We start from the raw sequence: 24,270 nt of genomic DNA, 5'->3' as shown, positions 1-24,270 counted from the left end.
TTTTGAATGTAATCTTAGGCTTTTGAGACGCTTTATCGAATTTATGCCGTGCCTTATGTTTTGAGTGAAGAAAATGCAGGAGCAATATCAGACCAAGGCAAAAAGCACAGCCGACAAAGAATGAAAATAAATCTTTAGGCCAAGCTTCTCCTGTTCTATTCCATATAAAGGCGTTCCATCGGGGATATATGTAATCTATAATTTTGATAACACATGTTGAAAAATCATGAAAAAATGTTTCAAACAGCTTTGATAAAAAGCTCCATAATTTCCCAAATTCCTGATAAATATCTATTTTAGAAGTTTCGAAATTGACTCAAAATGATGTACCTCCTTGTTCACTATTTACATGCAGCCGGATACTTACCATAAAATTCCAGGGTTTTTAAAAAACGATTATAGTTATCAGATAATGCATCAACGGTAAGGACTTTCTTGTCATCCATGTCATATAAGGTAACGTCCTGCTTTTCCCCTATTCTTACATTCTTTATATCAAAAACAGATACCGATTGGGTTCTATGAAATAATTTATGAATTTTTAATTCAGTCTTGTTTACCTCCAATTTCCAACTGGAGGTCCAGATTACAACAAACAATCCGATCCCGGCAAAAATAAGCGCAAATCGAAAATGTCCTGCTGTGATATTGGAATTTGAAGTTACTTTAAAAAAAGGAACACACCAAACAGTATGATTTCCAAAGCGAATATGGTCATATATACATATTTAACAGATGCCGGACAACTTACAACATAGCTTTCAGAGTTTTGAGTGGTTGTTGGGCTTGATGACTTTTTTCTGTTGTTCAGATAATGGACAAGATAGTCTACCACCATACAAGAAATATATAGGGTAATTGCTAACACGATTCTCTTCATAGGTTGCCTCCCAGCTTTGGATATTTTTTTCTCATATATAGTATTGTAAAAAAAAATAAAATTGGGCAAAAAAAAGAGATCCTTTCGGACCTCTTTGGGTATATCAATTATCATGGATGACAGGCGCAACCTGGTATAAAAGCTGAACGGTATCCTCCTGAATGTTATCATTCATGGCATTAAACATGGAAAATCCCTGTAAACGATACTCTAATTTGGGATCTTTCTGCCCATAACTAACCATATGAATACCTTGCCGGAGCTGATCCATATCATCGATCTGCTGCTGCCAGTATTTATCAACCGTTTTGAGCAACAGCGTTCGTTCGATTTCCCTCATCATATGCTCATTCGGGTATGCCTGCTCCATCAAAGCTTCTTTTTTCTGATATAATACTTTGGCACTCGTATGCAGACTTTTAACAAAATCATCTTCCTTGGTATCAGCATCGCCGATTGTCGGCAGCGGAATGATTGGTAATAAGTTGTCATTGAGCAATTTTGCCGAGATTTCATTTCCTTCATAGGATTCGATTACTTTTCGATCAATAATGGAATCGATCATATACAAAATATCGGAATGGATATCCTCGCCATTTAAGACTTTCAGGCGTTCTCTGTATATAATCTCCCGCTGATCATTGTTGACCTGATCGTACTCAAGAAGACTTTTTCGAGAAGCAAAATGGTTCTCCTCTACCTTTTTCTGCGCTTTTTCGACGGAACGGGACAGCATACGGTGTTCGATCGGCATGCCATCCTTAATTCCAAGGTTCTCAAAGATGGAAATATATTTTTCGGAACCAAATAAACGCAGCAGGTCATCTTCCAGAGAAATAAAAAATTTTGAAACACCCGGATCTCCCTGTCGTCCAGAACGGCCTCTTAGCTGATTATCTACTCTTCGGCTCTCAGAGCGTTCTGTGCCAATCACATACAGGCCGCCGGCTTCTTTGGATCTGCTGTCCAGCTTTATGTCAGTACCGCGGCCAGCCATATTGGTAGCAATCGTTACTGCCCCAAATTGTCCCGCTTTTGCCACGATTGCAGCTTCCATTTCTGGATTTTTCGCATTCAGCACATTATGAGCAATGCCTTTTTTCAGGAGCATCTCAGACAAAATCTCGGAAACTTCAATTGTTTCGGTTCCAACTAAGATCGGCTGGCCTTTTTTGTGGATTTTTCGTACTCTTTTTACGATAGCAGCATATTTTTCCGCCTTGGTTTTGTATACAGAATCATTAAGATCTTTTCGGATGATTGGGCGGTTGGTAGGAATATGGATAACATCCATTCCATAAATATCACGGAATTCCTGCTCTTCTGTCTGTCCGGTTCCTGTCATTCCGCATTTTCTCTCATATTTATTGAAAAAGTTCTGGAAACTGATCGTTGCCAGCGTCTTATTTTCCGGTCGGATGGATACCCCTTCCTTGGCTTCCAACGCCTGATGCAGACCGTCTGAAAAGCGGCGGCCGGGCATAATACGTCCGGTGAAGGTATCAACCAATAAGACTTCATCATCACGCACTACGTAATCTTTGTCTTTATGCATTAATGCATTGGCACGCAGCGCATTCACCATTCCGTGCTGGATGCTGAGATTTTCTGGGTCCGAAAGATTCCCAATATGGAACATTTCTTCAATTTTGGCAACTCCGGCTTCTGTCAGGAACAAATTGTTATCTTTCTCATCTGCTACATAATCTCCGGAATCTGTTCCCATTTCTCCGGAAATATAATCAATTTTATTTAATTCCGTTGTCTCGCCACGCTCAAGCATCTTTGCAAAACGATCAAATGCAAGATATTTGCCTTTGGAGCAGAATTTTGTACCGGAAATGATCAGCGGAGTACGTGCCTCATCAATCAGAACCGAATCCACCTCATCAATAATACAAAAATGCAGTCCGCGCTGAACCATCTGAGGTTTGCGTACAGCCATATTATCCCGTAAATAGTCAAAGCCCAGCTCATTATTTGTGATATAGGTAATATCTTTGGCATACTGAACCTTTCGATCAGGAGCTTCCATATCCTGCGTAATACAGCCACAGGACAGTCCCATCCATTCATACACCTGTCCCATCTGATCGGAATCTCGTTTTGCCAGATAATCATTGACCGTCACGACATGCACACCTTTTCCGGTTAATGCGTTCAAATAAGCAGGAAGAGTGCATACAAGTGTCTTACCTTCGCCAGTACACATTTCGGCTACTCGTCCTTGGGACATAATAATTCCGCCCATGATCTGAACAGGAAATGGTTCCATCCCCAGAACCCGCTTATCCGCTTCCCGGATAGCTGCGTAGGCTTCAGGCAGAAGATCATTCAGAGATTCTTCTTTCAGACGTTGTTTAAATTCTTCTGTTTTAGATTTTAACTGTTCATCCGACAACTGTGCGTATTCTGGCTGCAGCTCCAGAATCTGCTTTACGGTCTTTTTAATTCTTTTTAATTCATGATCGCTGTGGGTTTTAAAAAATTTCATATATATATATTCTCCATTCAATGTTTTTTATTTTAGCTTCTACTTGAAGTATTGTAAAGATTTTATTGAATGGATTTTGACGTACAAGAATTTTTAGACAAAAAAGGAGCCGGAGAGATAAGGGAATCTCTCCGGAAGGTATGAAAAAGAAAATGTTTGTTTTTCTTGTGGACAACTATAACTATACATAATAGTTGTGTCCAATATGTGGTCGAAACATGAAGAAAGCATAAAAAACCGGTAATCGCAATGCGAAAACCGGATTCTCCTTCTAAACGTGTTAGAGGAGTTATTATTATGATATTCGTTGCAAAGGAAAAAGTCAATGTAAAAATATGTCCGTGTTATTGAGTGTTTTGCCAAACGTCAGGAACCTTCATATCTTTTCAGTCTAACTCAAACGTCAACTGTTCTGCTTGCGGCGGAATATAGTTTGTCCATATGACCTCTGTCCGCCGTGCATGACTCTGTGTTCTGCCTTCCAACTCGATACGATGCCAATCTTTTAGCATATTGCGGTATAAATCCGAATCATACCCGGAAAGAACTACAGGTCCCGGATGATCTAATATAACTTCCAACAACTTCTCATGGTCTGCATCTGACATTTCTTTGGCATATTGCAGACCACCAGCACGGGAGGAAAGAACATAAGGCGGGTCCAGATAAAGAAGGACATCTTTATATCTGTATTTTTGAATCAGCTCCAGTGCCGGCATACATTCGATTTGTACGCCGCGTAAACGGGCTGCCGCCTCTTCAAGTCTGGACGGCAACGATGCCCAATTCTTGGCTGCATAGGCTCTTTCGCGTCCATGTATATCAGACTTCCAGCCGGATACGGGGCCGCCTGTGCGGAATCCATGCCCCATATTAAGCATAATACAATAATTCACAGCCTGTTCCAAAGAATTTTGAGCCTTATTTTGTACTGCATTGTTATAAACAGAATGTGAATAAGGAATATACCACAGCTCATGAGCAAGCTTTTCTGGGTCATTTTTTAACCATTGAAAGAAATTTACCACATTTTCATCCAGATCGTTGATAGTTTCTATGTCGGATCTGCTTTTATTAAACAAAACAGCTCCACTTCCGAAATAAGGCTCCAAATATGTATGGTGCGGCGGTAAAAGAGAAACAATCTGTTTTGCAATCCGCCATTTACTTCCCGGATACTGAAGAATAGATTTCATCGTTTTATTACCTCCTGCTGCTTTTTTTGTTACTCTCTTCTACTGCTTCTGCAGCCAAACGCAGAATTTCCGTATCATGATATACATCCACCAAGACAAAACTTGTTTTTCCTGACTGACGTTCGCCAAGAAGCAGCCCGACCCCTCGCAGTTCCATGTCTTTTTCTGCAATAACAAACCCGTCATTTGTGCTTTTCATGATGTCAAGGCGTTCGCAAGGATCATTGTTTCCATTCACAAAAATGCAATAGCTTTGCCATTTTCCGCGGCCTACCCGACCGCGAAGCTGATGGAGCTGTGCCATACCGAAACGATCTGCATCTTCAATCATGATCACGGAAGCGTTTGGAACATTAACGCCTACCTCAACAACGGTAGTTGCTATCAACAACTGGATTTCATTCTTCTGGAATTTTTCCATAATGGAAGCTTTTTCCTTAGCAGAAAGCTTTCCGTGTAAGATGCCGATCTGAATATCTGGAGGATATTCCTTCCGAAGAAATTCGGCGTAACTCTGGACATCAGCAACTGGAAACAGCGGGTTCTGCTCTACCATTGGACATATAATATATGCCTGCCTTCCTTGCTGGATCTGGCGGTAAATCATCCGCCATGCCTTGGAACGATCACTCCGTGAGATTACACAATTTTTTAAAGGCAGTCGATTAGCCGGTCGCTCGTTAATGATAGAAATATCCATATCTCCGTATAAAATAAGTCCAAGAGAACGGGGAATTGGAGTTGCACTCATTGTAACAACGTGCGGCCTCTTCCCCTTGTTCTGTAAAGATGTCCTCTGTGAAACACCAAATCGGTGCTGTTCATCAATAATAACAATTCCCAGCTTTTGATATGCGACTGACTCTGAAATTACAGCATGGGTTCCGATAATCAGATTAGCTGTGCCATCCGCAATTCTTCGATAAATCGCTTTTTTCTGTTTCGTTGTTCCTGTAACTAAGACACATGCATAAGGCAGATTATAATTTTTCAGGAAACCCATCATATCTTCGTAATGCTGTTCTGCCAAAACCTCTGTTGGAGCCATTAAAACAGCCTGATAGCCATTATCAACTGCTAATAACATAGCTAAAAAGCCAACAATGGTCTTACCAGCGCCAACATCTCCCTGAATCAGCTGGTTTACCCGATATTTTCCGCACAGCTCTGTTTCCAGCTTTTTCCATGCCTGTTGCTGCGCATTCGTCAATGTGTAGGGCAGTCCCTTTATGACAACGTTATTAAGCAGGCTTGATTTTTTCATCGGACATGCGTTTGGCTCTTCTGCAGCATAGTTTTCCGCCAACTCTTTCTTGAACTGATAAAATTCTTCAAATTTCAAACGGTATACAGCTTGCTTTTGCGTAAATTCGTTTTTTGGAAAATGGATTTCTCTTAAAGCATCTGCTCTGGAATATAAGTTGTATTTTTGAAGCACTGTTTCAGGCAATGTCTCTGAAATCTCCATTTCAAGGGCTTCCCGGACGCAGCTTCGAAGTAATCTCTGCGAAATACCAGATGTAGACGGATATACAGGAAGCATTTTTCCTAATAATTCCTTATATTCTTCCGGTGAATATAAAGAAGGCTGGAACATACAGGGTTTATCACGAAAAAAAGAAATTGGACCGCGTAATACAGCCTTACTCCCTCTTTTTAACTGACGAACGGTATAAGGCGGATGAAACCAAGAGATATTGATGTCTCCGCTGGAATCTTCCCCCCAAATACGGGTAACTTTGCCGGAACGCATCACATTGACCTTTAGCTGTACCCAAATGCTCACAACGGTACCTTCTTCCAAATGGGCAAGATCCTTAATATAGGTAAGATAAGGAAAGTATTCATAATGGTTCGGATAATATTGTAAAAAATCTTCTGCTTTTAAAATTCCTATCTTTTTTAATTTTCGTTCTGTTTTTTCACCAACACCGGATAAATTCACCAACTTCTGCTCCTTTCCCGGAAATTTAGCCTATTTTATAGAAGGCTATATAGATAGTATTAAGAAAAATAGTGAGAAACAGATTCACGTAGGAAAAAAACACACAAAAAAAGAATATCCTACAAACTGTATTGAAGACATTCTTTTTGGCTTTTTTAGTTTATTTATATGATTATTTAACGGGAAACAAATATCCATTTTCCAAACGATAAATTTTATCGAATCCATCCAGTTCTTCATAATGATGAGTGATTAATAATACGGTTTTTTCTTTCATCTGGCTTGTTATCATCTCATGCAAGTATGTACGTGATTCAGTGTCAAAACCAGTTGTTGCTTCATCCAGAATTACAATAGGAGCATTCTTTAATAATGCTCGTGCAATAGCTATCTTTTGCTTTTCTCCACCAGAAAGTGTTGCTCCATCGTTTCCTACTTTGGTATGTTCTTTTTCAGAAAAATGCTCTAAATATTCGGCCACTTTACTTTGAATCAAGGTATCTTTTAATTTATTTTGTTCTGCATTTCCGGTTAAATCAATATTTTCTATAATCGTTCCAATAAATAAGAAAGGTTTTTGAGAAACTACAGAAAAAAGGTCATTATACTTTAGGGTTTGCAATATTGACATTATCTATTTTTAAGGGATGGTTTTTGTTGGTTTGGCGTAAAACTTTTATATATAATAACGATTTTATAATATATTCTATTTGTATAACATAAATCTAATGTTTTTCTAAATGATAACATCACATTTATGAAATGTTTATGTAAATTTCTAAAATCCTTATTTCACACTTGTAGTCTAAGAGAAAATATCCTATAATAAAAATGAAGTTATTAGAGTTCACTAGAAGACTCCAAGTATCTTCACTTGAACCGAGAAAAACGTGGAAATAAGGGGCTGTAACAGAGCAAATATTTGCCGATGTTGCAACCCCTTATTTCATTATTCTGGATAATTACGTTGTTTTACGAAGTATTCCGCCCCATATTCTTCCGCATCAGCCCTGTTATACACGGTCTGTACGGTATATTCAGGAATATTGTATCCGTTTTCTGCCTGCCACGATTCAAACAAATCTGTGGCTTCTTTTTTTGTGTAGCTGCAAAACTGAATAGTACCAAATCCATCAACGCTACTGCTGTAATTAAACTGATAGGTATACATTATATCCTCCATTTCATTCTTCTGTTTTTATACCAGTTCGATATAGTCAATGCAATCCCTTTCAAGATTATTTTTGTCACAGAAATCATTCCATAATTGTTCAAGATCCCGAGAACCAAACGCAACGAACTGTCGTTCGTCTCCATCGTAAAATCCAATATCGTAAACATGTCCACCAGAAATGACAACATCTCGGCTTGCTTCTTTATAGGTCATTTTCTAATTAATCCTCCAATCACCACAATAGTTAGTCCGTTTTGAATTTCTTCTTCCGGCATAGTCCATTCTTCAGACTCAATTACTTCTTCATTAAGTTCGTAAATATCCCCATCCAAAGGAATGATTTCCCCGTTTTTAGCTGAAAAATAGCCGGCAAAAGTACCATGTTCCTCATCGCATCCGGGATAGGCAATCCTATACGAAATACAATCATAATCTTTGCCCTTAATTAAGTCTCCGATTGTAGGATAGGGTTTGTCATAAGTTGTATAATTGGACGTTTCCATATATTCTGGCTCCTTTTATAATTTTTTTGAAAGACAAAATGAATTTCAGATCCTTTTTTGCTCCTCCCTTCCTGATTATTTGATCTGATATTGTTAGTATAAGAAAATATTCCCCCAAACAAAATAAGGGACCATATAAGGCCCCTTATCTGTATACACGTTAAAATCGTTAGAAAGAAGATCATCTGGTATTTCCATAGAAAAAGGCTGCTGTTCCTGACGGGTTTCATAAAAAGTGTAGGGATGCCATTGATCCCCTGTTTCAAAAAAATATGTATATTGTCTTCCGGACATCCAGTCAAACCAATGAACGCCACAAAGAGGTAACAATTTTCCGTCGCAATCAGATAACTCACCAAATTTGCAGGGTAATGGTATTTTCATTTCGTTGCCTCCTCATATTTTTCCGAAGCAATATGCTTATTAAAGATATTCAATCGTCAATTAAATCCAATACCTCACACAAAGTTTTATATCTACCTTCTTCCATATCATTCATATTGCGATTTACCGTTTCATTTTCTAAATCCTCAATAAGCTGCTCAATTTTAATTCTTAATTCGTCCACTGTTATACCTTCCAATCTCTTTCCAATCTCTTCGTTACTTGGATACTTCTGTAATTGATTTATTGAAACATGTCGCTGTTCAATATAACCATCTTCCATTTCAAAATCAACATCTGCCTCCTCATTTGGGTTTTCCCATGCATAATCTACAAATATTCCAAACAATTTTAAATTTTTGTGAAATACTTTATCACCTTTCTTAAATTTCATTTGTTTCACCTCATCTAATAAATCAAATATATCTCTATATCCATCATATTTTCCTTGCTCTAAATCATTCATATTACGATTTCCAATACTATTTTCTATCAGGATCTTCGCCCTCGCCTTTCCAACTGCTCTTAACTTCGCATCACGCCAGATTTGGTTCACTCCATCGATACCTAACGTCAGGATATCTTCAGGGAGTGGTGCTGCTTTAAGAATTAGCATTCCGCTCTTGGCATCCGGCTTTCCGTATACATCCCAATACACAAAAATGATTTCTTCGATTTTACACGCATGCTGCTGAAGGATTTCTGAGCAATCACTGTCACTTAGACTAGGAAATGTCTCTTGGAGCTTATCAATATATACGCTTTCCGAGATCTCTCCACGTATCATTGGAAACACGGAAATCGTTCCATGTTTTATCCTATCGTATATTACTTCAAACATAAAAATTCCTTCCTTTCAGTGTTTAAAAATCATTACCTGTAAGCGCGAGGTCATCTGCTTGCGGTGGAAAAATCCATACATCGCCTTTAGATACACCCGAATTCTTATCTAAGCTGTCCAATAGCTGCATTACTTCTTCTTTTGTCTCAAGTCTATCCCACCTGTCCTGGGAATTTTCAGTCCACATTATGGTCCACATAATTATGTCGCTCCTTTTGAAAATTTTTATCCAAATAGTTCCTTTCCATACTCTTCCAGCAGGCTCACATATCGTCCATCGCCAATAATAAGATGGTCCACTAACGGAATCCCTATTGTCCTTCCAGCGTTTACGATATTCTTCGTACTATCGACATCATATTTTGATGGTTGCAAGTGTCCGCTTGGATGATTGTGGCAAATAAGAAAATGGGTTGCTCCAACGATAAGCATTCGAATCAAAATTTCTCTGGCTGAAAGCAAGCTTGCAGCAACAGTACCTCTGCTAATCTCAAAAACACCAATAATACTACTTCTCGTGTTTAGAGCAATAGCATATACATGTTCTTCTGGCAAATTGCTCATTTGAAAACATTTCTCCATGATTTCTGCGACGTTTTCAGGCGAATTACAATTGCTTTCACATAAATACGATTTTTTCTTTTCTAAGTATGGAATTTTTGATGCATTAAGCAGCATCTGATATTCTTGTATTCGTTTCATCCGCTATTTCTCCAATATCTGATTTTCTCGTGCTGTTGCCAGCACGAGAATTTATAAATTGATTTTGCTTGATTACGCACAGCGTCTGCTATTACCACTCATATGTAGGAAGCTCACTTGTTTCACACGCATCGGAATCCAAAAGGATCAACTCGATATCATGTTCGTACGCGTACTTCAGCACAATTTGCAGATCATTTGGGAGGGCTTGGAAAAAATCCGCGAACTCCTCTTCGCTGCTTCTATCCGGAACGATAATAAAAACGCCATAGGGGTATTGATAACTATACGGAGGCTGGACTGTATTTAAACTATTCACAGTTTCTTCCGTAAGATGGCTTGTGCATAACTCCAAATATTTTTTGATCATATAATTGTCCTCTTCTGCTGAAAATTTTGAGTTACTTGAATGGCTGCCGAAAATTTGTAATTAAGGCTCAAGCCAATCAAGTTCTTCCGGTGAAAGGCCACATTCTAAAAGTTCAGTTTTTTAATCGCTTATGGTTTTGTCAGGATTGATAGCTAATCCAACAGAGGTTTTTGTAGAAGCTAAATATTCGTCAACTGAAATCGGTCTGATCTCAGAAAAAACATAATAGTCTTCAGCTAGGCCAAAATTCCATATAAATCGGCCATATGATCCCAGTCATCTCCAAACACGATTCCTGAACCGCAATATTCATCCCTTATGAATCCGCCGCCAAATTCTTGAGGAATCAAAATTTTATAAATATCACCAACGGCAATATTTTTTCGTTGTGTCGTTCGTTCGGCTCGCAGCCATGAAAACGCTCCCATATTGTGTTTCCTCCATTTTCCTTATTCGACAATCTCAAATCCGTCATGAAGCCAGCCGCTCATATCAGAAAGCCAATCTGATATAGCATCTACATCCGGACCTGCATCCGAATCCATGAAGCAATCCGGAATAGTGACTTCGTTTGGCAGATCGATTTCATATCCATCAGTTTCCCATTTAATATTAATTACTTTTGCCATAAAATTTCCTCCAGGTCAATGATCCTGTATTACCAAATAAAATCCAGCTTAACACCAGTAATGGACTTAGAATCTGTGTACACTGGGTCCATTAGCCGATATAATCCCGTAAAATTTTCCTTACCATTGTATTCTTCCAGAAATTCCTTATAATTTCCGTCATAAAGTCCATTACGATTTTCAGCGTAAATTTCCCCAATTTCTTTCCATGAACTCAGAATTCCATTTACCTGAATCTCTGAACCATGCCTGGTTTCTATGCTGTTTTTCAAGAGTACCACGGCATCTCCATTGATTGCTTTTTGAATTTCCGCATATGTTTTAAGCAATGTAGATCTTAAATTTCTTACATGAAAATCAAAAAAATTGGAGTTAAGTTCCTGATCTTCAGTAAGATACAGCTCATATACCCGTGCTTTGATTTCGGATGTCGATGTGAAATTCATGCTACTTTTAATATCCTTTCTTTGACATAATGTATTTCAGAACGTGTATTTTTCTTCTCCTTTCTTATAGATTGTCCTGATGTGTATAGAATTAGCAAAGAGAGCTAAAATAATATTTCTGTTTTGTAATCTTTAAATCGTTGGGATAAAGAAAACCGCGCCAATATTCGGCGCGGTTTATCAAATAATATGTGTTTGATTAATTTTGGTCTTTACAAAAATCGAACATATCCTTATGCGTTTCTGCGATCGAAACTAAGACAGGATACAGAATATCATGGCTTTCTTTCAGCTTATAGATACTTTTTTCAATCTCTTGAACCTCTATATCATAGATGTCAGCATAGTCATCAGCGTCCATATCTGTACTCAAATTATACAGAATATTTGCAATTTCACAATCTTTCATATGTTATCCTTTCCGGTTGCTCCACAAAAAACGGTATTGTTCGATCAGCATCATATGGGAACGAATCCACTTTTTAAGCTCTGTTTTATTCAGGCTGCGGACGTACGTTTCTTCACCACTAGGAGAAGTCATAACGAGCAGCCCATCTTCAGACATCTTCTGCATTAATCGCATGATATGGTCTATTGTTTGACCAGATCCGTAATTTCTTCCATCATTTATTCCCAGTCTTTTCAAGCGATGCTTCATCGCAAGCGCTCTGCTGATTTCGATTGCATCATAGAATCGTGTGATTCTCGGAGTTTGGCAAACGTCAAACAGATCTTTTTTGAGGGCTTCATCCTTAAACATAAGATACTTCTCATATGCTTCGTCAGAAAGCACATATACGGTATCATACAAATCCACCCAGCGAATGGAAGACAGTGACATACATTCAATCGCTTCTGCCACTTTTCTGACATCATTTTTAAGAATGACTCCACTAATTTGCTGTGGATGGGGATATAAGTAAGCACGTTTTTCAGCGCTGTTTTCAACATTATACCCGCTGTCCTCCAGAATGTCAAAGGATGCGATCACTTTGCTTGCTGCAGCATACCACTCATCTCGCGCTTCGTCCGATGCAAATCCAAAGACGGAAGGATCTTTGTCATGCATATATGACGGAGTATTGATATTGAAGTAAACTTCAACGTATTGTGATCCATAGTCATAATCTGGATTCCAATTATCTGTAAGGTAATGATCATCCCCATAATCATTGCCGCATCCATACTGATGATATTTAATTCCCATATTTACCTCATTTCTTTCGAAAATCTTATTATTTGTCAGATCTCAGCTTAGGGCAGAGAGTGAGGCCGCCATCAATCGATGGAACTCTTCTGTAAGCATTTCTGTGCTGGCAACCTTTTTTACTGCATTCCGGGCAATAGCATTTTTGGTATTGCTCATATGACATTTTCCAGTTTGTTCGGCTAAATTCTTCTTTCGTCATCATGATTTTAATCCTTTCCAATCTGTTTGATCAAAGAGCGGCCTGCTGAATTACTTTGAAAAGCTCCCGATCACAACGTAAACCGTTTGAGATGTGTGCGCACAAACCGAACGGTGTTTCTTGTGGATAGAGATACATTTTCGTTACAAAATCGTACAGGCTGGCAGGTTTATTCCATGCTTCCCTGAAATTTCCAAAAGTAACAAACTTCTTTCCGTCAGATTTACGTTCCATCAAATAGCAATAGGTTATTTTACGTTTTTTCATTTTTTTATACCTCCACAATGAAATGTCTGCCCTTGGTCCAGTTTGCCGCATCCAATGCTGTCTGATAGGTGTTGATTTTGACATTTAACTGTCCGAGATCATCAACCCAGTAGCTGGTATTATCGCGTTGCTGGTGAAACAATTCGCAAAACTCTTTCTTCATCTCTTCTACTTTTTTTCTGCGTTTCAGGGTCAATTCGGCATCATACGGGAATTCATCCCCATAACGATATGCTGCAGAAGTGCCTTTTTTCTGACAGTCAGAGAATACACGATATCCGGCAAGATTATGTAACACGACAACCTCTTCAAAATCAGCATTGCAATAGGTATTTACAAAGTTCAGAATATTTTCTTTGGTATATTTCACCTTTTCAATATACAAATTCCGCTCACACGGCAGACGGGATTCCATACAATCATTGATTTTGGGATCATCTGTGATATAATGGCAGGAATCACAAAACATATATCCATATTCGGATTTTATAATCCATTTTTCCCGCATATCTTTTCCAGATTTATCCTCTTTTTTTATTGCTAAACTTTTGCAGCCACATATCAATTCAATGTACACCTTTTTTCCGTCTCTGTTTGTAAAAGCAGTTCTGATTCTTCCGCTCTCAACATCGTTGTGCAGAATATAACAGCCAGCAGCCTCAAAATATAATGTTTTCATATCCGTCTCCTTTTAAAATGAATATTTTCCAGTAGTGACATATGGTTTTTCAGAACGTGGTATTGTTACACTCCTTTCTTGAATAATGGTTCTGATAGAGATAGAATATGGAATATTGCAGAAAATAAAATAAGGGACCAAATTGGTCCCTTATCCATGGTAATACTTATGTTGTTTCACGCTCGCTCCATAACGCCGGTACGGAGCAACCATATAATTTGTTACAATATCTGTTCATCATGTTGCGGAAAAAGAATTCCTCTTCCGCTGTCAATTCCCAATCAAAAGATTCCATGTGGTCATCGTAGTCTATTTCGTACATTGCTGTGATCCTTCCGTCCTTATGATAGAAAGTATAGAAATTGATCCAACTAGATGATTCACGAGTATGTGTTCCGAAATATTTGTCCACATCAAACCACAGTTCATATGTGATGTTGATGGAATCGTTTGGATACACATCAAAATCATCACAGCACCGAATATCTTCTTTGATAATATCAATTTCTCGCATTAAATCCTCCTATTGTATTTTTAAATCGAATTTCTGCGGCATTATGGTTTTCGTCCCTTTATGCAGGTATCTCTCAGCGAACTCTCCCGCCTTGCCGAATGCAACGCACTGGATGAAGTCTGCTGAGTTTTCCTGGTTTTTTCCTCTTCTGTCAACTGCCAGGGTGTATCTCGCTACTGCCATAGCCTGCTCTCCCTGAGTATATCTAACTTCCGGATCACGTGTGAGGCGACCCATTAAAATTACTTTGTTCATTGTCCTGCTCCTTTCTCGATTTCCTGTATTTTTAACACGTAGTATAACTTTCCCGGCTCAGCTCCCCATTCCGGCTTGCCTTTTCCAAAATGTAATGTGCATTTGCAGATGATTTCCGGAGACTCTTCGGAATAGCCATTTCTAAATACTATTGGTACCGGCCACGGCTTCCGGATTTCTTTCGGTGCTGCATCTCCATATACCATCTGACCTCCAACCAGGAGAAAACCGAACGCATTCATAAACCTGCTGTCGTAATACGGCTTGATTTCTCTGTACTCCTCTTTCTTTTCTCCGGAGGCGATCATATCAAACCACTTCTTTTTTATTGGCAGCGTCAGCATCGCTCTCCACCTTCCTTCTCTTTCAGATATTTTTCACATTTCCGGTATATTTCCGGATCGAACTCTTTCTTCTCGCGTTCGTAGGAACTGTACTCTGCCGGACTACATCCAGCAATCTGCGACATTTTCATCATTGTTATTTTGGCATCTTTCCTCAGTGCTGCAATATAGCCTGCATACATTCCCTTCTGACTGTTCAAGTTCTGAATCTTTATTCTTTCCTTGACTGCCTCTGACTCTGTAAATCTCTTCACTTGATAAACCTCGCACTGCTCATTTTTGCAATCAAACAGGCATCCGTGCCTGCCCCTTGGTCCATCGAAGAACCCTGCCACGTATTTCGTAGGTTCTTTACAGAGATTACATTTTGCATTCACCACCATGCGTCAGTCCTCCCTTGATTTATCCAGCAAATTCGTATGTTTCAATAAACACTTCTTACATCCGTTCTGGGTAAAACTCCTTTCGTAAAAAATTATTATATGTACTTTTCAAATTTCAGTCAGCGGACTTTCCAGAACCTTCAACAGGCGCCTCAATTACTTCAACAATTCCGGCATCGACTAAAATTCTTTCAATTTCTCTTGGCTTTGAATCTTCTGAAAGCCAATCGCAATCGGAAATTCCCATAATTTCCTCAATAATGGAATCTATGGATTCTCTTGTGATTCTGTTAGAATTAGACATCTTTATACCTCTTTCTTTTAATATTTTGCATTACTAAATTTTGGGCCGCATGAAAATAATTACTCCCAATCAACCAAAACCTGTTCTGTATCTCTGTTTACCACAGAATAATCCAATTCCTGATCCAGAGATTCTTTCGCTAGAGATTCTTTCACTTCCAGATCAAAATGCTCCAGCAGTGAATTTACTAATGGACTTTCTCCAGCCCTAATTTCTTCCAGTTGTTCTGGAGTAACATCGAGACATCTTTCAAACCGTATGGTTTTTTCTACAGTAATGCGAACAGGGATTGTTTTAATATCATTTTCCATATTAATATTTTTTCCTTTCTTTCTAATACAACATAGAGTGATTAATGCCAATCAAACAGCACGGACTCCATCTCACTGTTTACATCTGAATCATCTGCTTCTGCAACCGGAACCTCTTCCTCAGTTTCAGAACCATCTAAGGGCTGTTCTGGATCACCATACGAAAAAGAATATTCGAGTTCATAACCCAGATCAGCTTCGTTGGTGGCGTTAAGTGCATCTAACGTCGCATCCATAAGATTCAGTGTTTCATCCAGGAGTGTAATAGGGACCTCTTTGCTCTCTGCCGAATTCTCTTCTTTAAGTCTCTCTAACTGATCCAGGGTAACATCAAAACGCTTTTTGAACCGAATATTTTTATAGAGAGTAACATAAACAGGGATCGTGTCGGTAAGCTCGTCCTTTATAGGCTGTTGCGCAGAGGCCGTTCTTTCAGCTTTTACGCGGCGGATTTCTTCTGCTACCCTCTTCGGATCAGCAATATCCGTGAGTCGATGCGTAACGAAATTCATTCGTGACGGATCTTCTTTTTGCATGCAAAGAAATTCATGTGCAATTGCCCGATCATGGCATTCGATATTTTTATAAGCGATGAGCTTATCAATCAGCTCATCTTTGGTCATTTTTTTGTATAATACTCTTTCTAAGTCCATATGGTACTTCCTTTCATCATATTTGGTATTCTTGAAAATTATATTCCGGATACACGCAGTCCATATTGAAGTCATTTTCGAACCAGCAATGTTTCGAAATCTCGGGAATATCCACGATAATATGATCCGGATATGTCTCCTTAACTGTTCCTCGATATGTGAGCCTGCTGGAATTGTAAAACTTTTCATCCAGCCGGCATCGAACAGGCTGCCCAATAGTAAATAAATGCGTTAAATCTGACATTTTGTCCTCCAATCAGGATAGAGCCTGCTTGGAGCAGGCTCATTTTCCCCATTTTCATAAATCAAATTCTATCCAGTCTTTCCAGAAAGAAAAACAGCAGTCTCAAAAATCTTTTTACCATTGTCTGAAAACCTGCAGAAAATAAACACGTTGCAGCGGCAATCGCTAAAAGAGATATGAGAATATTGGTCCAGATCCAGTTATATTTTCGCATTAAGAGCGAATCATAATAATAGGCATCCGGTAAGCTGCCAAACATTTTCTGATGCCTTTTCGTTTCCATAAGCTGGCGTAATGCCACGATAATCTTGAACGACTGAAAAAAATCCAGAAAGATTATGTATGTAGCCACTCTGTAGTCAAAGTGATAAGCCGCAAGGATGATTGCACTTAGAAGAAAAAGTATCACTTCTGCTAAACTCACTTCACGAATAGCGTATTCTGGCTTTGCCATAGCTAAATATCCTTTTTAATGACTATATTTTTTCGCAGTGACTTGCAAGACTTTCGCATAGTTCCCGATCGGATATTTAGATGGTCCGCAGTAATCCTTGAAAATTTTACCTGTAACCATACTATTTCGATATACTGCGCCACCAAGATAAAAGGCGGCCAGATATCGTAAATCGGTTGAGGTTAATTCGTTTACATTGATGCCTGGGAGCAGTCCGATAATCACTGTATCGGTATTCAAGCGATGCAGGAGTGAAAATTTTCCTGCCAATTTGTTCTTTTTCATAACATTCACCTATTCTTCCTCAAGTACAGTTACCTTTGAAAAATCTGTGTGAATCAGTTTTGCTACGCCTTCTGACATAGCGAGAAAACGTTCATCACTTACCTTTTGCATGGTAGAATGCACCTGAATAATCTGGTTGAGTGCCAGATAAACATCAATTCCTGTTCCGGAAGTCATCTGCAGCCGCAGATCTTCTAAGACTTTCTCCGCCGCTTTCTTCGGCAGAAAAGCATTTTTCTTAACCAGGGTCGCAACAACGCCTGGAACGTCTTTTACGTCCATATTGCCTAATTCTTCAATCCGGTCTTCATTCGCCTGCAGAACCGATCCGAGTTCTCCGCATTTCTCCTCAAAGACTTCAACAGAGGCTTTATCTCCTTTGTGTTCCATCTGAATTCCCGTACCAAGCGGCATTGAGACGCCATTGATTTCCAGAAACATACTGAGGAATACACTGGAAAGCCCAAGGTCCGAGGAAGAAAAACGAATGCCAGCTCTTATGGATTTTACGTCACATCCGGCATTTTTCATGGTTAATGCTAATGACTGCTCCATAACCGGATCATTCAGCCAATAGTTGGCAATCAGGTATTCGAAAGACAGCGTTCCAGAGTGAAACTCCAGATCCGGATGTTCTTTCGTTACAACCTTTTTCATTGCTTTCAGAAGATCAATATAAGGCAATGGAACGTACTGATCCGATACGACACCGGGAACGCAGCCATCCAGCGTAATGACATAGCACAGTTTCGAGTTCAACTGGGCTACCCTTGTCAAAATCTGTCCTTTCTCACGCACTGGCAGTGGTAAACGGTCACCACCTTTGATATCAAACCGCATCATTGCTCCGCAGTCCATCTCAAGTCGTTTCAGGATAGAAATGTATCCCACAGAGATTAATGGACGGATTTCATATCCGTATTCACCCGGATATGCAAGGAACATGCCGTCTTTTTGAATACAGATAGCATTTTCAGGCTTATATGGGTCGATGCTGCCGACTTTCAGGGGGGAACCATGCAGATTGACAGCAATATTGCTACACTGCTCCTGCAAAAACAGCTCCTGCTCCTTGTCTATTCCAATTACAGCGACATCATTGATGACACATGGAATATACTTTTCAAGTCGTTTCATCTTCTCAACAAGATCCCAAAGCCGATCTTCTGTGGAGATCTGAATAAGATCCTCTTCTCCACTAAAAATTTTTTCAGTAACTACTTCTCTCATGATTATTATCCTTTCATTGACAAATTGATATTTCAGATCGTTATTTTTTCGTATGCTCCTTTCGTTATATTGATCTGATAAATATAGAATTATAGAAAGGGTAAAAAACAAAACGACCCGCATAAAACTGCGGATCGTTTGTGGAATTCTATTATAATCGTTGAGATGCCGTTCCTGCCCATTTTTATTCTGAATTTGATTTCTTTTTGCGTTAGTCCTGCTTGCCCTTCTATTATTGTTGAGTTTTCCGGTTTCATTACTGCGTAAATTCGATGGTTATATCTTATATCACCATGCTAAAGCCAGAGGTTTTACGACATCTCATAATAAGCTCTTTCAGATAATCCCAAAATCTTTGCTCGAGTATATGCCGCACTCAGCGACACATTGAAGAAGTCCGCCACTGCCTGCATATGAATAGTTCTTTTTCCAGATTCTGCAATGTCCGACGCTGCTTCCAAAGTAAGGAAAAAAATATATCGCGGCATTAAAAGAGCAGCTGCAAACTCATTTGCCTGCCGCACCTTTTCTGGATCTTTTTCTTGAAACGGAACTTTATCAGCTTGTTTTTCCCAAATTTCAGCATTTGTTTTGTACCCCATATGCAGAAAAAGATGCCCTAATTCTTGCGCGATAGCAAAACGTTTTCTCTGTTCATCTTGATATGAAGATACAATTATTTTAAAACCATCTCCATTTTTTTCGAGTGAAGCATAGGAAAAATCTTTTTTCATTTGGATAGATCCGCCCAGTTTCTGAACCAAATCGTTTATATCATCAACTCGGAAACCGATTTTATATATATCTAAAATATCTTCGGCCAAAGAATTGATCATATTTCTTATATAATCCGTCATTTTTGCTTTTTCCTTTTCGTGTATATACAATTCCAGCAATACCTCTTTTTTAGTCAAGGTTAAATCTTTTAAAATATTTTCAATTATGTCCGATGGTAAAAACTGAAAATATTTCTTTACGTCTTTCATTTCATTAATCAGTATAGCTTTTGCGCTTTCTCTATTATTTTTTCATCAGTCACAATATAATTTTTATTTCTAATGGGCATAGGTAAACCATCGTACTCACCAAGATAAAACTTTTCACAAGGTTCTACTTGGAAATCATTTTGACCAGGAATATCCCAATTTTTCCTTAAACATGTTCCCATATACATAATGCTATGTAAAACGTCATCTTCAGATAACCAAATCAAATCTCCAAGTCTAATTACATTATCAGAACTGGCTTTTGTAACCGTATACAATTTATTCCTTTCCATTTGTCTATCTCCATTTGTAATCTTATTTAGAAATGTTTTCTACTTCTCTGACCGTTTCGCTCCATCGTGAGACATCTAAATAGTGTGTCTTGCAAGGCTCGACTTCAAAGTCATTGGTTCCAGAAGCGTCCCATTCTGCCTTTGAGAGCCAACCCTTTCCTTTGCAGCTATTCAGATCTCCATTCGCAGAAAGCCAGATAATGTCTCCAGTCACGAAAGTACCATCAGAACTAGGCTTTGTGACGGTATATAATTTCAGCTTTTCCATTTTACTGTGCTTCCTTTCTTAACTTTTTCAGACACTCCGGGCAAAGATTGCCATATTTTTCGTCATATGCCCAATTTTTGACCATTTTCTTTAGGGTACTCACATCTTTGCTGGTGTTGTAATATCTCGATACAACCCCGCCGCACTGGTCACAAATAACTTCCATAAAAATTATCGCTCGTTTAATTTAGATCACCCTCATTTAACGTAAGAATTGCCTCTGGTTTACTGATCAATATTTGTTCCAAAGATATACAGCCGCAGCAACATGTCCTTTTCTTCGGCAGTCATATCTTCCAGCATACTTTCAATTATGTCTTTAGGCAAAATTTTGAAGTCGTCTTTGACTTTCGCCATCTCATCAATCAGCTCTATTGATGCACGCTTATTATTCATTAGATTCACCTCTTTCTGCAAATTTTTTCCAATAGCTATAGCAAAATTTATAGTTATCTACGGATTTTTCGGAGCGTCCGCCGGTGTAAGATCCGGTGCAACCCAAACATCTTTTAGAATAGTCTGTATTGGAAGAAATGCACTGATTACATCTTGAACGTAGTCCCCAGATATTCTTTTCCGTTCTGACGAGTTCCTCAAGCTGCTTCAGATCATGGATCTCTTTGAAATTTTTCTCCGTATAGATACGATCTGCTATATACCATTGAATGATTCTTACTTTATCGCTTTTCTTGATAAAAATCACTTCCTTTAGAAGGCAAATTTAGTCAATGCCTATACTGCCATAATCTCTCTCAACATAGATAATCTTTTCACGCTTCATTGCAGTAATTACTTTTGAAACTTCATTTTTCTTAACGTCTAATACGCTGGCCACATAGTCCACGACGGTTTCTTTAGACAGTTGTTTACCCTTCAAATAGGAATAAATACAGTCTCTTATGTCAGCATTGGAAATCACAGAATCGTAATTAACTTCCGTTAAGAAATATATTTTTTCAATATCCTCTTTCTTTATGCTTTTTACTGCATCTGCAGAATTTAAAATTTTATCACCGTTAGTTGTTTTTACCAAATACATGTGCAATTCCTCCTTGAAATTATTATATTTCGTTTTTAGCATGTCCTTTTGCTTTTGAACATTTGTTTTTTAAGAGTGATAACTCTTCTATTGCCTCTGAAATAGATCCGTCTTCGTCACTGTCGATGCCGGAACTTAGGACGGCACTCATTATACGACCAGCAATATCAATAGCCTTTTCCGACTTTTTACTTAAATTCATCGATTCTCCTTGTACTTTTTTCTACGCTTTTCTCTGGATTCTGATCTTTGTTGCTTTAACAATTTACATCCGCCGCAATTATTCCGGTTTTTGCAGAACCAGCAATTATCATTGTCAAGCGTCCACCACCAAGGCGGCTGCGGCCGCATTTTTCTTTTTGCCTTTCCCATTGCAGCTCCTATACTTTCCGGAATCTAAATATGTCTTTCCCTATCTGACACCATGCTACCATAAAATCTTTTGGCTGTCTCTTCAAAAAACAGCTTTTCAGCCAAATCAATTGCCTGTGCATTCGTCTCGAAAGGATACACGCTTGCTAATTCTTTAGCATATGCCCTAATCATTGTACTTTTCGAACCAATCATGTTGCTTTCCAGCATATCATGATAGATTTTCAGCATTTTGTCATCTGAAACCTTTGAAAAAATGTCCATTTTACTTCCCATATTATCCTATTTTCCTCCACAAAGATAGTACGCAGTAGGATGAACTTTCTTTAAGTTATCCCATGCAATTTCGCATTTCTGGCAAGTGCATTGTCTAATGTCCTGAATGATTGCCGCTTCACTTTTATATATGTTAGACACTTCAGGACATAATGCCGATTCACCCAGTTTGATACCGCCATTCGGAGCAATCACCGGCGTGCAAACCTTACCGTGCTGGAGCAGGCAGGTTACCATCTGAGAAATGGAGTTTACATTCTGCAAAGTAAGAAGCCTGCAATTTGCACACTTAGGGCCTATAACATTCCAGTCAGCATTTGGAAAATTCTGAAGGGCGCGGCCTTGCGGGTATAAGCACTTCTGCGGATTCTGCGGGTTTCCCGGGACCGCCTCAATGATGGCTCCCAGCTTATTCAACCAATATTTTTCCTGTTTAGACAGTGGATCTGGATAGAAGCGCGGATCATCTGTAACCTGAATCAGTACCAAACGATTCCCATATCTTTTGATAAACTGCGTCACCCTTGCATATACTTCTCTGTCCCGGGCTAATTTACGCCCATTCGTGATAAAACATATGGGACATCTAAATGCCAGCTGGGTCCATTTGAACTCTAAAACATCCAGAATTTCCATGATCTGCGGATGCTCAAACATTTCTCCGCCGGAAAAATTCCATGTTGGGATCTTATAGGTCTGCAGGAAGTTTAAGGAATCTCGAAAGGTCTGTATGGGCATATGCAGTCCATCCGGAGTACAATCTGACATGCAGTGGGAACAGCCCATATTGCATGCATAGGTAACATCAATAATCATAAGTCGCCTCCTTTTTATTGTATGCGTAAAGACTATGTAGTCAATTCCATTACCATTTTCGATAAATAAATTTCATCCATATTATATGGCAACGCATTTGTATCAGCATTTATGCCAGCATATTTGTTCTGCAGTCTTGCGTAAAAGGCTGTTATGTTGCAAAAAATACGCCAACATACACTGATTGATTGGAATTTAATATGAAAATACTACATTTCCTTCTGCTTAATGCTGAATTTGTGACAGAATCAAACGTATTCTCTGCATCATATATTGTAGTATCAGCCAAGACTAAAGTAGTCGAAATTGCGACTATTTATGATGCGCGAGAAAAGCTGGGGCAGTCGGATTCGAACCGACACAGTTCAGCAGTCAAAGTGCTGTGCCTTACCGCTTGGCCATACCCCAGTAATGGATAGAAGGCTCAACAAGTTCTTCTTTACATAGTATTATAAAAAATTTTTAGATTCGTTTTCACGTACGAAAAAAAGCTGAGCCTTTTATATTTGTTTATGATTGCTTTTGGCGATTTGAAGCTGTTATTTTTAACATCACTCCGCAGTGTCTTCTCTTCCAGCGGTATAATAAGCGTCCTTGTCCCGGAAGAGCTGGATTTCTTTTTTGCATCCATAACACGGAAAACGGAACTGCTCCTCTTCAATATTTGTCATGTATTTATATGCCATTCCGCAAGTACATTTTAAGAAGACCTTTTTCAAATCTTTCAGCGGAATTGCATTCCCACACTTGCAATGGCATTGCTTTATCGCTTCATGGTAACATGCACCCCAGGTATTCCCGCATTTTGGACACCGGATGAGCAACATGCCCTTATAAAAAACGGGAGCAGTTTTTGTATCTTCATCTGACTTTGTAGCAGCTTCAATTCCTTCTTCTGATGCTGCCGGAGCTTTTTCTTTTGCGGTTTCCGGTTGGAATTTTTTCAAAACATCTGATAATGGATAGGTAAGCGAATCTGGATCTGAAATAGGTTCCACCGGAGCAGGGTCCTCTGAAAGTGGATCGGGATATTCAATCTCAGAGCTAAAAGGTACATCCTGCTGGAAAAGATCCTCTACTGCTGGTAAAGCTTCAATGTTTTTACTCGCTGCCGGACCGATAACGAATTCTGAATTGTCTGGGGCTTCATCGAATTCCGAAACGTCCGGAAGATCAAACGGGGGACAAAATAACGGGTTATTTGAATCCTCCTCATTCAGAGTTGAAACAGCCATCTGATATGCTTCGTCGATAAGTTGTCGTGCCTGCATGGATGTAACCTGAAATTCCATACAGGTATACGGCGTTTTGATTGTTAATAACA

Annotated in this window: 37 protein-coding genes, 1 tRNA gene and 2 pseudogenes; all 40 read right to left on the bottom strand. The window is 38.9% G+C overall.

The window, feature by feature from the left end; all coding sequences use genetic code 11:
• Nucleotides 1-983: 983 nt before the first annotated feature.
• Nucleotides 984-3,374 carry a preprotein translocase subunit SecA gene (secA, locus tag PGS38_RS06015; RefSeq protein ID WP_270476043.1) on the bottom strand — a complete coding sequence of 797 codons (2,391 nt, stop codon included), beginning with the start codon at nt 3,372-3,374 and terminating at the stop codon, nt 984-986.
• A gap of 386 nt (nt 3,375-3,760) precedes the next feature.
• Nucleotides 3,761-4,570 (bottom strand): DNA adenine methylase, encoded by an 810-nt coding sequence (locus PGS38_RS06010; RefSeq protein WP_118640190.1) that lies wholly within the window; start codon nt 4,568-4,570, stop codon nt 3,761-3,763.
• A gap of 7 nt (nt 4,571-4,577) precedes the next feature.
• Complete coding sequence (recG, locus tag PGS38_RS06005; protein WP_270476041.1) at nt 4,578-6,515, bottom strand: ATP-dependent DNA helicase RecG; 1,938 nt, start codon at nt 6,513-6,515, stop codon at nt 4,578-4,580.
• 172 nt (nt 6,516-6,687) lie between these two features.
• Nucleotides 6,688-7,146: an ATP-binding cassette domain-containing protein gene (locus PGS38_RS06000; protein ID WP_270476040.1), complete on the bottom strand. Its 459-nt coding sequence runs from the start codon at nt 7,144-7,146 to the stop codon at nt 6,688-6,690.
• A gap of 318 nt (nt 7,147-7,464) precedes the next feature.
• Entirely contained in the window at nt 7,465-7,686 is a 222-nt protein-coding gene (locus PGS38_RS05995; RefSeq protein WP_117802163.1) for a hypothetical protein, read from the bottom strand.
• Nucleotides 7,687-7,713: 27 nt separating this feature from the next.
• On the bottom strand, nt 7,714-7,902 hold the full coding sequence (locus tag PGS38_RS05990) for a hypothetical protein (RefSeq protein WP_117802164.1): 189 nt from the start codon (nt 7,900-7,902) through the stop codon (nt 7,714-7,716).
• Entirely contained in the window at nt 7,899-8,192 is a 294-nt protein-coding gene (locus PGS38_RS05985; RefSeq protein WP_117802165.1) for a hypothetical protein, read from the bottom strand. The genes PGS38_RS05990 and PGS38_RS05985 overlap by 4 nt, the downstream gene beginning before the upstream one ends.
• Nucleotides 8,193-8,285: 93 nt before the next feature.
• Entirely contained in the window at nt 8,286-8,576 is a 291-nt protein-coding gene (locus PGS38_RS05980; RefSeq protein ID WP_270422271.1) for a hypothetical protein, read from the bottom strand.
• 469 nt (nt 8,577-9,045) lie between these two features.
• Nucleotides 9,046-9,231 (bottom strand): annotated as a pseudogene (locus PGS38_RS17925) (IS110 family RNA-guided transposase); the annotation flags it as partial.
• Nucleotides 9,232-9,439: 208 nt separating this feature from the next.
• Nucleotides 9,440-9,616: a hypothetical protein gene (locus tag PGS38_RS05970; RefSeq protein ID WP_158568356.1), complete on the bottom strand. Its 177-nt coding sequence runs from the start codon at nt 9,614-9,616 to the stop codon at nt 9,440-9,442.
• 26 nt (nt 9,617-9,642) lie between these two features.
• Nucleotides 9,643-10,119: a JAB domain-containing protein gene (locus PGS38_RS05965; RefSeq protein WP_118640184.1), complete on the bottom strand. Its 477-nt coding sequence runs from the start codon at nt 10,117-10,119 to the stop codon at nt 9,643-9,645.
• 91 nt (nt 10,120-10,210) lie between these two features.
• Nucleotides 10,211-10,489 carry a DUF5983 family protein gene (locus tag PGS38_RS05960; protein WP_117802168.1) on the bottom strand — a complete coding sequence of 93 codons (279 nt, stop codon included), beginning with the start codon at nt 10,487-10,489 and terminating at the stop codon, nt 10,211-10,213.
• A gap of 236 nt (nt 10,490-10,725) precedes the next feature.
• Complete coding sequence (locus tag PGS38_RS05955) at nt 10,726-10,917, bottom strand: hypothetical protein (RefSeq protein WP_117802169.1); 192 nt, start codon at nt 10,915-10,917, stop codon at nt 10,726-10,728.
• A 21-nt stretch (nt 10,918-10,938) separates the two neighbouring features.
• Nucleotides 10,939-11,118, bottom strand: coding sequence for a hypothetical protein (locus PGS38_RS05950; RefSeq protein WP_117802170.1), 180 nt, complete (start codon nt 11,116-11,118; stop codon nt 10,939-10,941).
• Nucleotides 11,119-11,147: 29 nt separating this feature from the next.
• Nucleotides 11,148-11,564: a hypothetical protein gene (locus PGS38_RS05945; RefSeq protein ID WP_270476039.1), complete on the bottom strand. Its 417-nt coding sequence runs from the start codon at nt 11,562-11,564 to the stop codon at nt 11,148-11,150.
• 199 nt (nt 11,565-11,763) lie between these two features.
• Entirely contained in the window at nt 11,764-11,973 is a 210-nt protein-coding gene (locus PGS38_RS05940; protein WP_117802172.1) for a hypothetical protein, read from the bottom strand.
• A 3-nt stretch (nt 11,974-11,976) separates the two neighbouring features.
• On the bottom strand, nt 11,977-12,771 hold the full coding sequence (locus PGS38_RS05935; protein WP_270476038.1) for a hypothetical protein: 795 nt from the start codon (nt 12,769-12,771) through the stop codon (nt 11,977-11,979).
• Between the two features lie 232 nt (nt 12,772-13,003).
• Nucleotides 13,004-13,240 (bottom strand): hypothetical protein, encoded by a 237-nt coding sequence (locus tag PGS38_RS05930; protein ID WP_270476037.1) that lies wholly within the window; start codon nt 13,238-13,240, stop codon nt 13,004-13,006.
• Between the two features lie 4 nt (nt 13,241-13,244).
• The gene (locus PGS38_RS05925; protein WP_117802175.1) at nt 13,245-13,919 is read right to left on the bottom strand and encodes a hypothetical protein; all 675 of its coding nucleotides are present in this window, start codon (nt 13,917-13,919) and stop codon (nt 13,245-13,247) included.
• Nucleotides 13,920-14,085: 166 nt separating this feature from the next.
• Entirely contained in the window at nt 14,086-14,433 is a 348-nt protein-coding gene (locus tag PGS38_RS05920) for a hypothetical protein (RefSeq protein WP_117802176.1), read from the bottom strand.
• 39 nt (nt 14,434-14,472) lie between these two features.
• Nucleotides 14,473-14,688, bottom strand: a pseudogene (locus PGS38_RS05915) (single-stranded DNA-binding protein); the annotation flags it as partial.
• Nucleotides 14,685-15,032, bottom strand: coding sequence for an ASCH domain-containing protein (locus tag PGS38_RS05910; RefSeq protein WP_117802177.1), 348 nt, complete (start codon nt 15,030-15,032; stop codon nt 14,685-14,687). The pseudogene PGS38_RS05915 and the gene PGS38_RS05910, both read right to left, overlap by 4 nt.
• On the bottom strand, nt 15,026-15,415 hold the full coding sequence (locus PGS38_RS05905; protein WP_117802178.1) for a helix-turn-helix domain-containing protein: 390 nt from the start codon (nt 15,413-15,415) through the stop codon (nt 15,026-15,028). The genes PGS38_RS05910 and PGS38_RS05905 overlap by 7 nt, the downstream gene beginning before the upstream one ends.
• A gap of 115 nt (nt 15,416-15,530) precedes the next feature.
• The gene (locus tag PGS38_RS05900) at nt 15,531-15,719 is read right to left on the bottom strand and encodes a hypothetical protein (protein WP_117802179.1); all 189 of its coding nucleotides are present in this window, start codon (nt 15,717-15,719) and stop codon (nt 15,531-15,533) included.
• A gap of 59 nt (nt 15,720-15,778) precedes the next feature.
• Entirely contained in the window at nt 15,779-16,030 is a 252-nt protein-coding gene (locus PGS38_RS05895; RefSeq protein WP_117802180.1) for a hypothetical protein, read from the bottom strand.
• Between the two features lie 41 nt (nt 16,031-16,071).
• Nucleotides 16,072-16,683: a hypothetical protein gene (locus tag PGS38_RS05890; RefSeq protein ID WP_270476036.1), complete on the bottom strand. Its 612-nt coding sequence runs from the start codon at nt 16,681-16,683 to the stop codon at nt 16,072-16,074.
• A 305-nt stretch (nt 16,684-16,988) separates the two neighbouring features.
• Nucleotides 16,989-17,381 carry a hypothetical protein gene (locus tag PGS38_RS05885; protein ID WP_270476035.1) on the bottom strand — a complete coding sequence of 131 codons (393 nt, stop codon included), beginning with the start codon at nt 17,379-17,381 and terminating at the stop codon, nt 16,989-16,991.
• A gap of 15 nt (nt 17,382-17,396) precedes the next feature.
• A complete protein-coding gene (locus tag PGS38_RS05880; RefSeq protein ID WP_147343068.1) occupies nt 17,397-17,666 on the bottom strand; it encodes a hypothetical protein in 270 nt (89 codons plus the stop codon).
• Between the two features lie 9 nt (nt 17,667-17,675).
• Nucleotides 17,676-18,896, bottom strand: a complete 1,221-nt coding sequence (locus PGS38_RS05875) for a hypothetical protein (protein WP_270476034.1) — start codon at nt 18,894-18,896, stop codon at nt 17,676-17,678.
• A 311-nt stretch (nt 18,897-19,207) separates the two neighbouring features.
• Entirely contained in the window at nt 19,208-19,882 is a 675-nt protein-coding gene (locus PGS38_RS05870) for an ImmA/IrrE family metallo-endopeptidase (protein ID WP_118640173.1), read from the bottom strand.
• Between the two features lie 8 nt (nt 19,883-19,890).
• Complete coding sequence (locus PGS38_RS05865; protein WP_117802187.1) at nt 19,891-20,175, bottom strand: hypothetical protein; 285 nt, start codon at nt 20,173-20,175, stop codon at nt 19,891-19,893.
• A gap of 22 nt (nt 20,176-20,197) precedes the next feature.
• Entirely contained in the window at nt 20,198-20,443 is a 246-nt protein-coding gene (locus PGS38_RS05860) for a hypothetical protein (RefSeq protein ID WP_117802188.1), read from the bottom strand.
• 1 nt (nt 20,444) lies between these two features.
• Entirely contained in the window at nt 20,445-20,609 is a 165-nt protein-coding gene (locus PGS38_RS05855) for a hypothetical protein (RefSeq protein ID WP_158568357.1), read from the bottom strand.
• A gap of 59 nt (nt 20,610-20,668) precedes the next feature.
• Entirely contained in the window at nt 20,669-20,839 is a 171-nt protein-coding gene (locus PGS38_RS05850; protein WP_270476033.1) for a hypothetical protein, read from the bottom strand.
• A gap of 325 nt (nt 20,840-21,164) precedes the next feature.
• The gene (locus tag PGS38_RS05845; RefSeq protein ID WP_117802189.1) at nt 21,165-21,482 is read right to left on the bottom strand and encodes a hypothetical protein; all 318 of its coding nucleotides are present in this window, start codon (nt 21,480-21,482) and stop codon (nt 21,165-21,167) included.
• 22 nt (nt 21,483-21,504) lie between these two features.
• On the bottom strand, nt 21,505-21,684 hold the full coding sequence (locus PGS38_RS05840; protein WP_118640171.1) for a hypothetical protein: 180 nt from the start codon (nt 21,682-21,684) through the stop codon (nt 21,505-21,507).
• A 194-nt stretch (nt 21,685-21,878) separates the two neighbouring features.
• Nucleotides 21,879-22,130 carry a hypothetical protein gene (locus PGS38_RS05835; RefSeq protein WP_117802191.1) on the bottom strand — a complete coding sequence of 84 codons (252 nt, stop codon included), beginning with the start codon at nt 22,128-22,130 and terminating at the stop codon, nt 21,879-21,881.
• A gap of 6 nt (nt 22,131-22,136) precedes the next feature.
• Nucleotides 22,137-22,946, bottom strand: coding sequence for a radical SAM protein (locus tag PGS38_RS05830; protein ID WP_238033634.1), 810 nt, complete (start codon nt 22,944-22,946; stop codon nt 22,137-22,139).
• 335 nt (nt 22,947-23,281) lie between these two features.
• Nucleotides 23,282-23,354: transfer RNA gene (locus PGS38_RS05825), tRNA-Gln, on the bottom strand.
• A gap of 143 nt (nt 23,355-23,497) precedes the next feature.
• Entirely contained in the window at nt 23,498-24,238 is a 741-nt protein-coding gene (locus tag PGS38_RS05820) for a hypothetical protein (RefSeq protein ID WP_270476032.1), read from the bottom strand.
• Nucleotides 24,239-24,270: the final 32 nt, after the last annotated feature.

This window comes from Fusicatenibacter saccharivorans (assembly GCF_027667425.1).
GTDB lineage: Bacteria > Bacillota > Clostridia > Lachnospirales > Lachnospiraceae > Fusicatenibacter > Fusicatenibacter saccharivorans.
The sequence above is the reverse complement of the archived record's forward strand: the minus strand, read 5'-3'. Positions and strand labels throughout refer to the sequence as shown.

What these genes read in the sequence shown, in the direction of transcription:
- PGS38_RS05925 (WP_117802175.1), bottom strand. Translation starts at nt 13,919, where the DNA reads ATGAAAACATTATATTTTGAGGCTGCTGGCTGTTATATTCTGCACAAC.
- PGS38_RS06000 (WP_270476040.1), bottom strand. Translation starts at nt 7,146, where the DNA reads ATGTCAATATTGCAAACCCTAAAGTATAATGACCTTTTTTCTGTAGTT.
- PGS38_RS05940 (WP_117802172.1), bottom strand. Translation starts at nt 11,973, where the DNA reads ATGAAAGATTGTGAAATTGCAAATATTCTGTATAATTTGAGTACAGAT.
- PGS38_RS05895 (WP_117802180.1), bottom strand. Translation starts at nt 16,030, where the DNA reads ATGGAAAATGATATTAAAACAATCCCTGTTCGCATTACTGTAGAAAAA.
- PGS38_RS05905 (WP_117802178.1), bottom strand. Translation starts at nt 15,415, where the DNA reads ATGGTGGTGAATGCAAAATGTAATCTCTGTAAAGAACCTACGAAATAC.
- PGS38_RS05870 (WP_118640173.1), bottom strand. Translation starts at nt 19,882, where the DNA reads ATGAAAGACGTAAAGAAATATTTTCAGTTTTTACCATCGGACATAATT.
- PGS38_RS05960 (WP_117802168.1), bottom strand. Translation starts at nt 10,489, where the DNA reads ATGATCAAAAAATATTTGGAGTTATGCACAAGCCATCTTACGGAAGAA.
- PGS38_RS05885 (WP_270476035.1), bottom strand. Translation starts at nt 17,381, where the DNA reads ATGGCAAAGCCAGAATACGCTATTCGTGAAGTGAGTTTAGCAGAAGTG.
- PGS38_RS05950 (WP_117802170.1), bottom strand. Translation starts at nt 11,118, where the DNA reads ATGGCAAAAGTAATTAATATTAAATGGGAAACTGATGGATATGAAATC.
- PGS38_RS05845 (WP_117802189.1), bottom strand. Translation starts at nt 21,482, where the DNA reads ATGTATTTGGTAAAAACAACTAACGGTGATAAAATTTTAAATTCTGCA.
- PGS38_RS05955 (WP_117802169.1), bottom strand. Translation starts at nt 10,917, where the DNA reads ATGGGAGCGTTTTCATGGCTGCGAGCCGAACGAACGACACAACGAAAA.
- PGS38_RS05830 (WP_238033634.1), bottom strand. Translation starts at nt 22,946, where the DNA reads ATGATTATTGATGTTACCTATGCATGCAATATGGGCTGTTCCCACTGC.
- PGS38_RS05990 (WP_117802164.1), bottom strand. Translation starts at nt 7,902, where the DNA reads ATGACCTATAAAGAAGCAAGCCGAGATGTTGTCATTTCTGGTGGACAT.
- PGS38_RS05965 (WP_118640184.1), bottom strand. Translation starts at nt 10,119, where the DNA reads ATGAAACGAATACAAGAATATCAGATGCTGCTTAATGCATCAAAAATT.
- PGS38_RS06010 (WP_118640190.1), bottom strand. Translation starts at nt 4,570, where the DNA reads ATGAAATCTATTCTTCAGTATCCGGGAAGTAAATGGCGGATTGCAAAA.
- PGS38_RS05935 (WP_270476038.1), bottom strand. Translation starts at nt 12,771, where the DNA reads ATGGGAATTAAATATCATCAGTATGGATGCGGCAATGATTATGGGGAT.
- PGS38_RS05970 (WP_158568356.1), bottom strand. Translation starts at nt 9,616, where the DNA reads ATGTGGACCATAATGTGGACTGAAAATTCCCAGGACAGGTGGGATAGA.
- PGS38_RS05880 (WP_147343068.1), bottom strand. Translation starts at nt 17,666, where the DNA reads ATGAAAAAGAACAAATTGGCAGGAAAATTTTCACTCCTGCATCGCTTG.
- PGS38_RS05900 (WP_117802179.1), bottom strand. Translation starts at nt 15,719, where the DNA reads ATGTCTAATTCTAACAGAATCACAAGAGAATCCATAGATTCCATTATT.
- PGS38_RS05980 (WP_270422271.1), bottom strand. Translation starts at nt 8,576, where the DNA reads ATGAAAATACCATTACCCTGCAAATTTGGTGAGTTATCTGATTGCGAC.
- PGS38_RS05945 (WP_270476039.1), bottom strand. Translation starts at nt 11,564, where the DNA reads ATGAATTTCACATCGACATCCGAAATCAAAGCACGGGTATATGAGCTG.
- PGS38_RS05865 (WP_117802187.1), bottom strand. Translation starts at nt 20,175, where the DNA reads ATGGAAAGGAATAAATTGTATACGGTTACAAAAGCCAGTTCTGATAAT.
- PGS38_RS05860 (WP_117802188.1), bottom strand. Translation starts at nt 20,443, where the DNA reads ATGGAAAAGCTGAAATTATATACCGTCACAAAGCCTAGTTCTGATGGT.
- PGS38_RS05835 (WP_117802191.1), bottom strand. Translation starts at nt 22,130, where the DNA reads ATGGGAAGTAAAATGGACATTTTTTCAAAGGTTTCAGATGACAAAATG.
- PGS38_RS05850 (WP_270476033.1), bottom strand. Translation starts at nt 20,839, where the DNA reads ATGAATAATAAGCGTGCATCAATAGAGCTGATTGATGAGATGGCGAAA.
- PGS38_RS05890 (WP_270476036.1), bottom strand. Translation starts at nt 16,683, where the DNA reads ATGGACTTAGAAAGAGTATTATACAAAAAAATGACCAAAGATGAGCTG.
- PGS38_RS05875 (WP_270476034.1), bottom strand. Translation starts at nt 18,896, where the DNA reads ATGAGAGAAGTAGTTACTGAAAAAATTTTTAGTGGAGAAGAGGATCTT.
- PGS38_RS05820 (WP_270476032.1), bottom strand. Translation starts at nt 24,238, where the DNA reads ATGGAATTTCAGGTTACATCCATGCAGGCACGACAACTTATCGACGAA.
- PGS38_RS05920 (WP_117802176.1), bottom strand. Translation starts at nt 14,433, where the DNA reads ATGCGAGAAATTGATATTATCAAAGAAGATATTCGGTGCTGTGATGAT.
- PGS38_RS05985 (WP_117802165.1), bottom strand. Translation starts at nt 8,192, where the DNA reads ATGGAAACGTCCAATTATACAACTTATGACAAACCCTATCCTACAATC.
- PGS38_RS05995 (WP_117802163.1), bottom strand. Translation starts at nt 7,686, where the DNA reads ATGTATACCTATCAGTTTAATTACAGCAGTAGCGTTGATGGATTTGGT.
- PGS38_RS05855 (WP_158568357.1), bottom strand. Translation starts at nt 20,609, where the DNA reads ATGGAAGTTATTTGTGACCAGTGCGGCGGGGTTGTATCGAGATATTAC.
- secA (WP_270476043.1), bottom strand. Translation starts at nt 3,374, where the DNA reads ATGAAATTTTTTAAAACCCACAGCGATCATGAATTAAAAAGAATTAAA.
- PGS38_RS05930 (WP_270476037.1), bottom strand. Translation starts at nt 13,240, where the DNA reads ATGAAAAAACGTAAAATAACCTATTGCTATTTGATGGAACGTAAATCT.
- PGS38_RS05840 (WP_118640171.1), bottom strand. Translation starts at nt 21,684, where the DNA reads ATGAATTTAAGTAAAAAGTCGGAAAAGGCTATTGATATTGCTGGTCGT.
- PGS38_RS05910 (WP_117802177.1), bottom strand. Translation starts at nt 15,032, where the DNA reads ATGCTGACGCTGCCAATAAAAAAGAAGTGGTTTGATATGATCGCCTCC.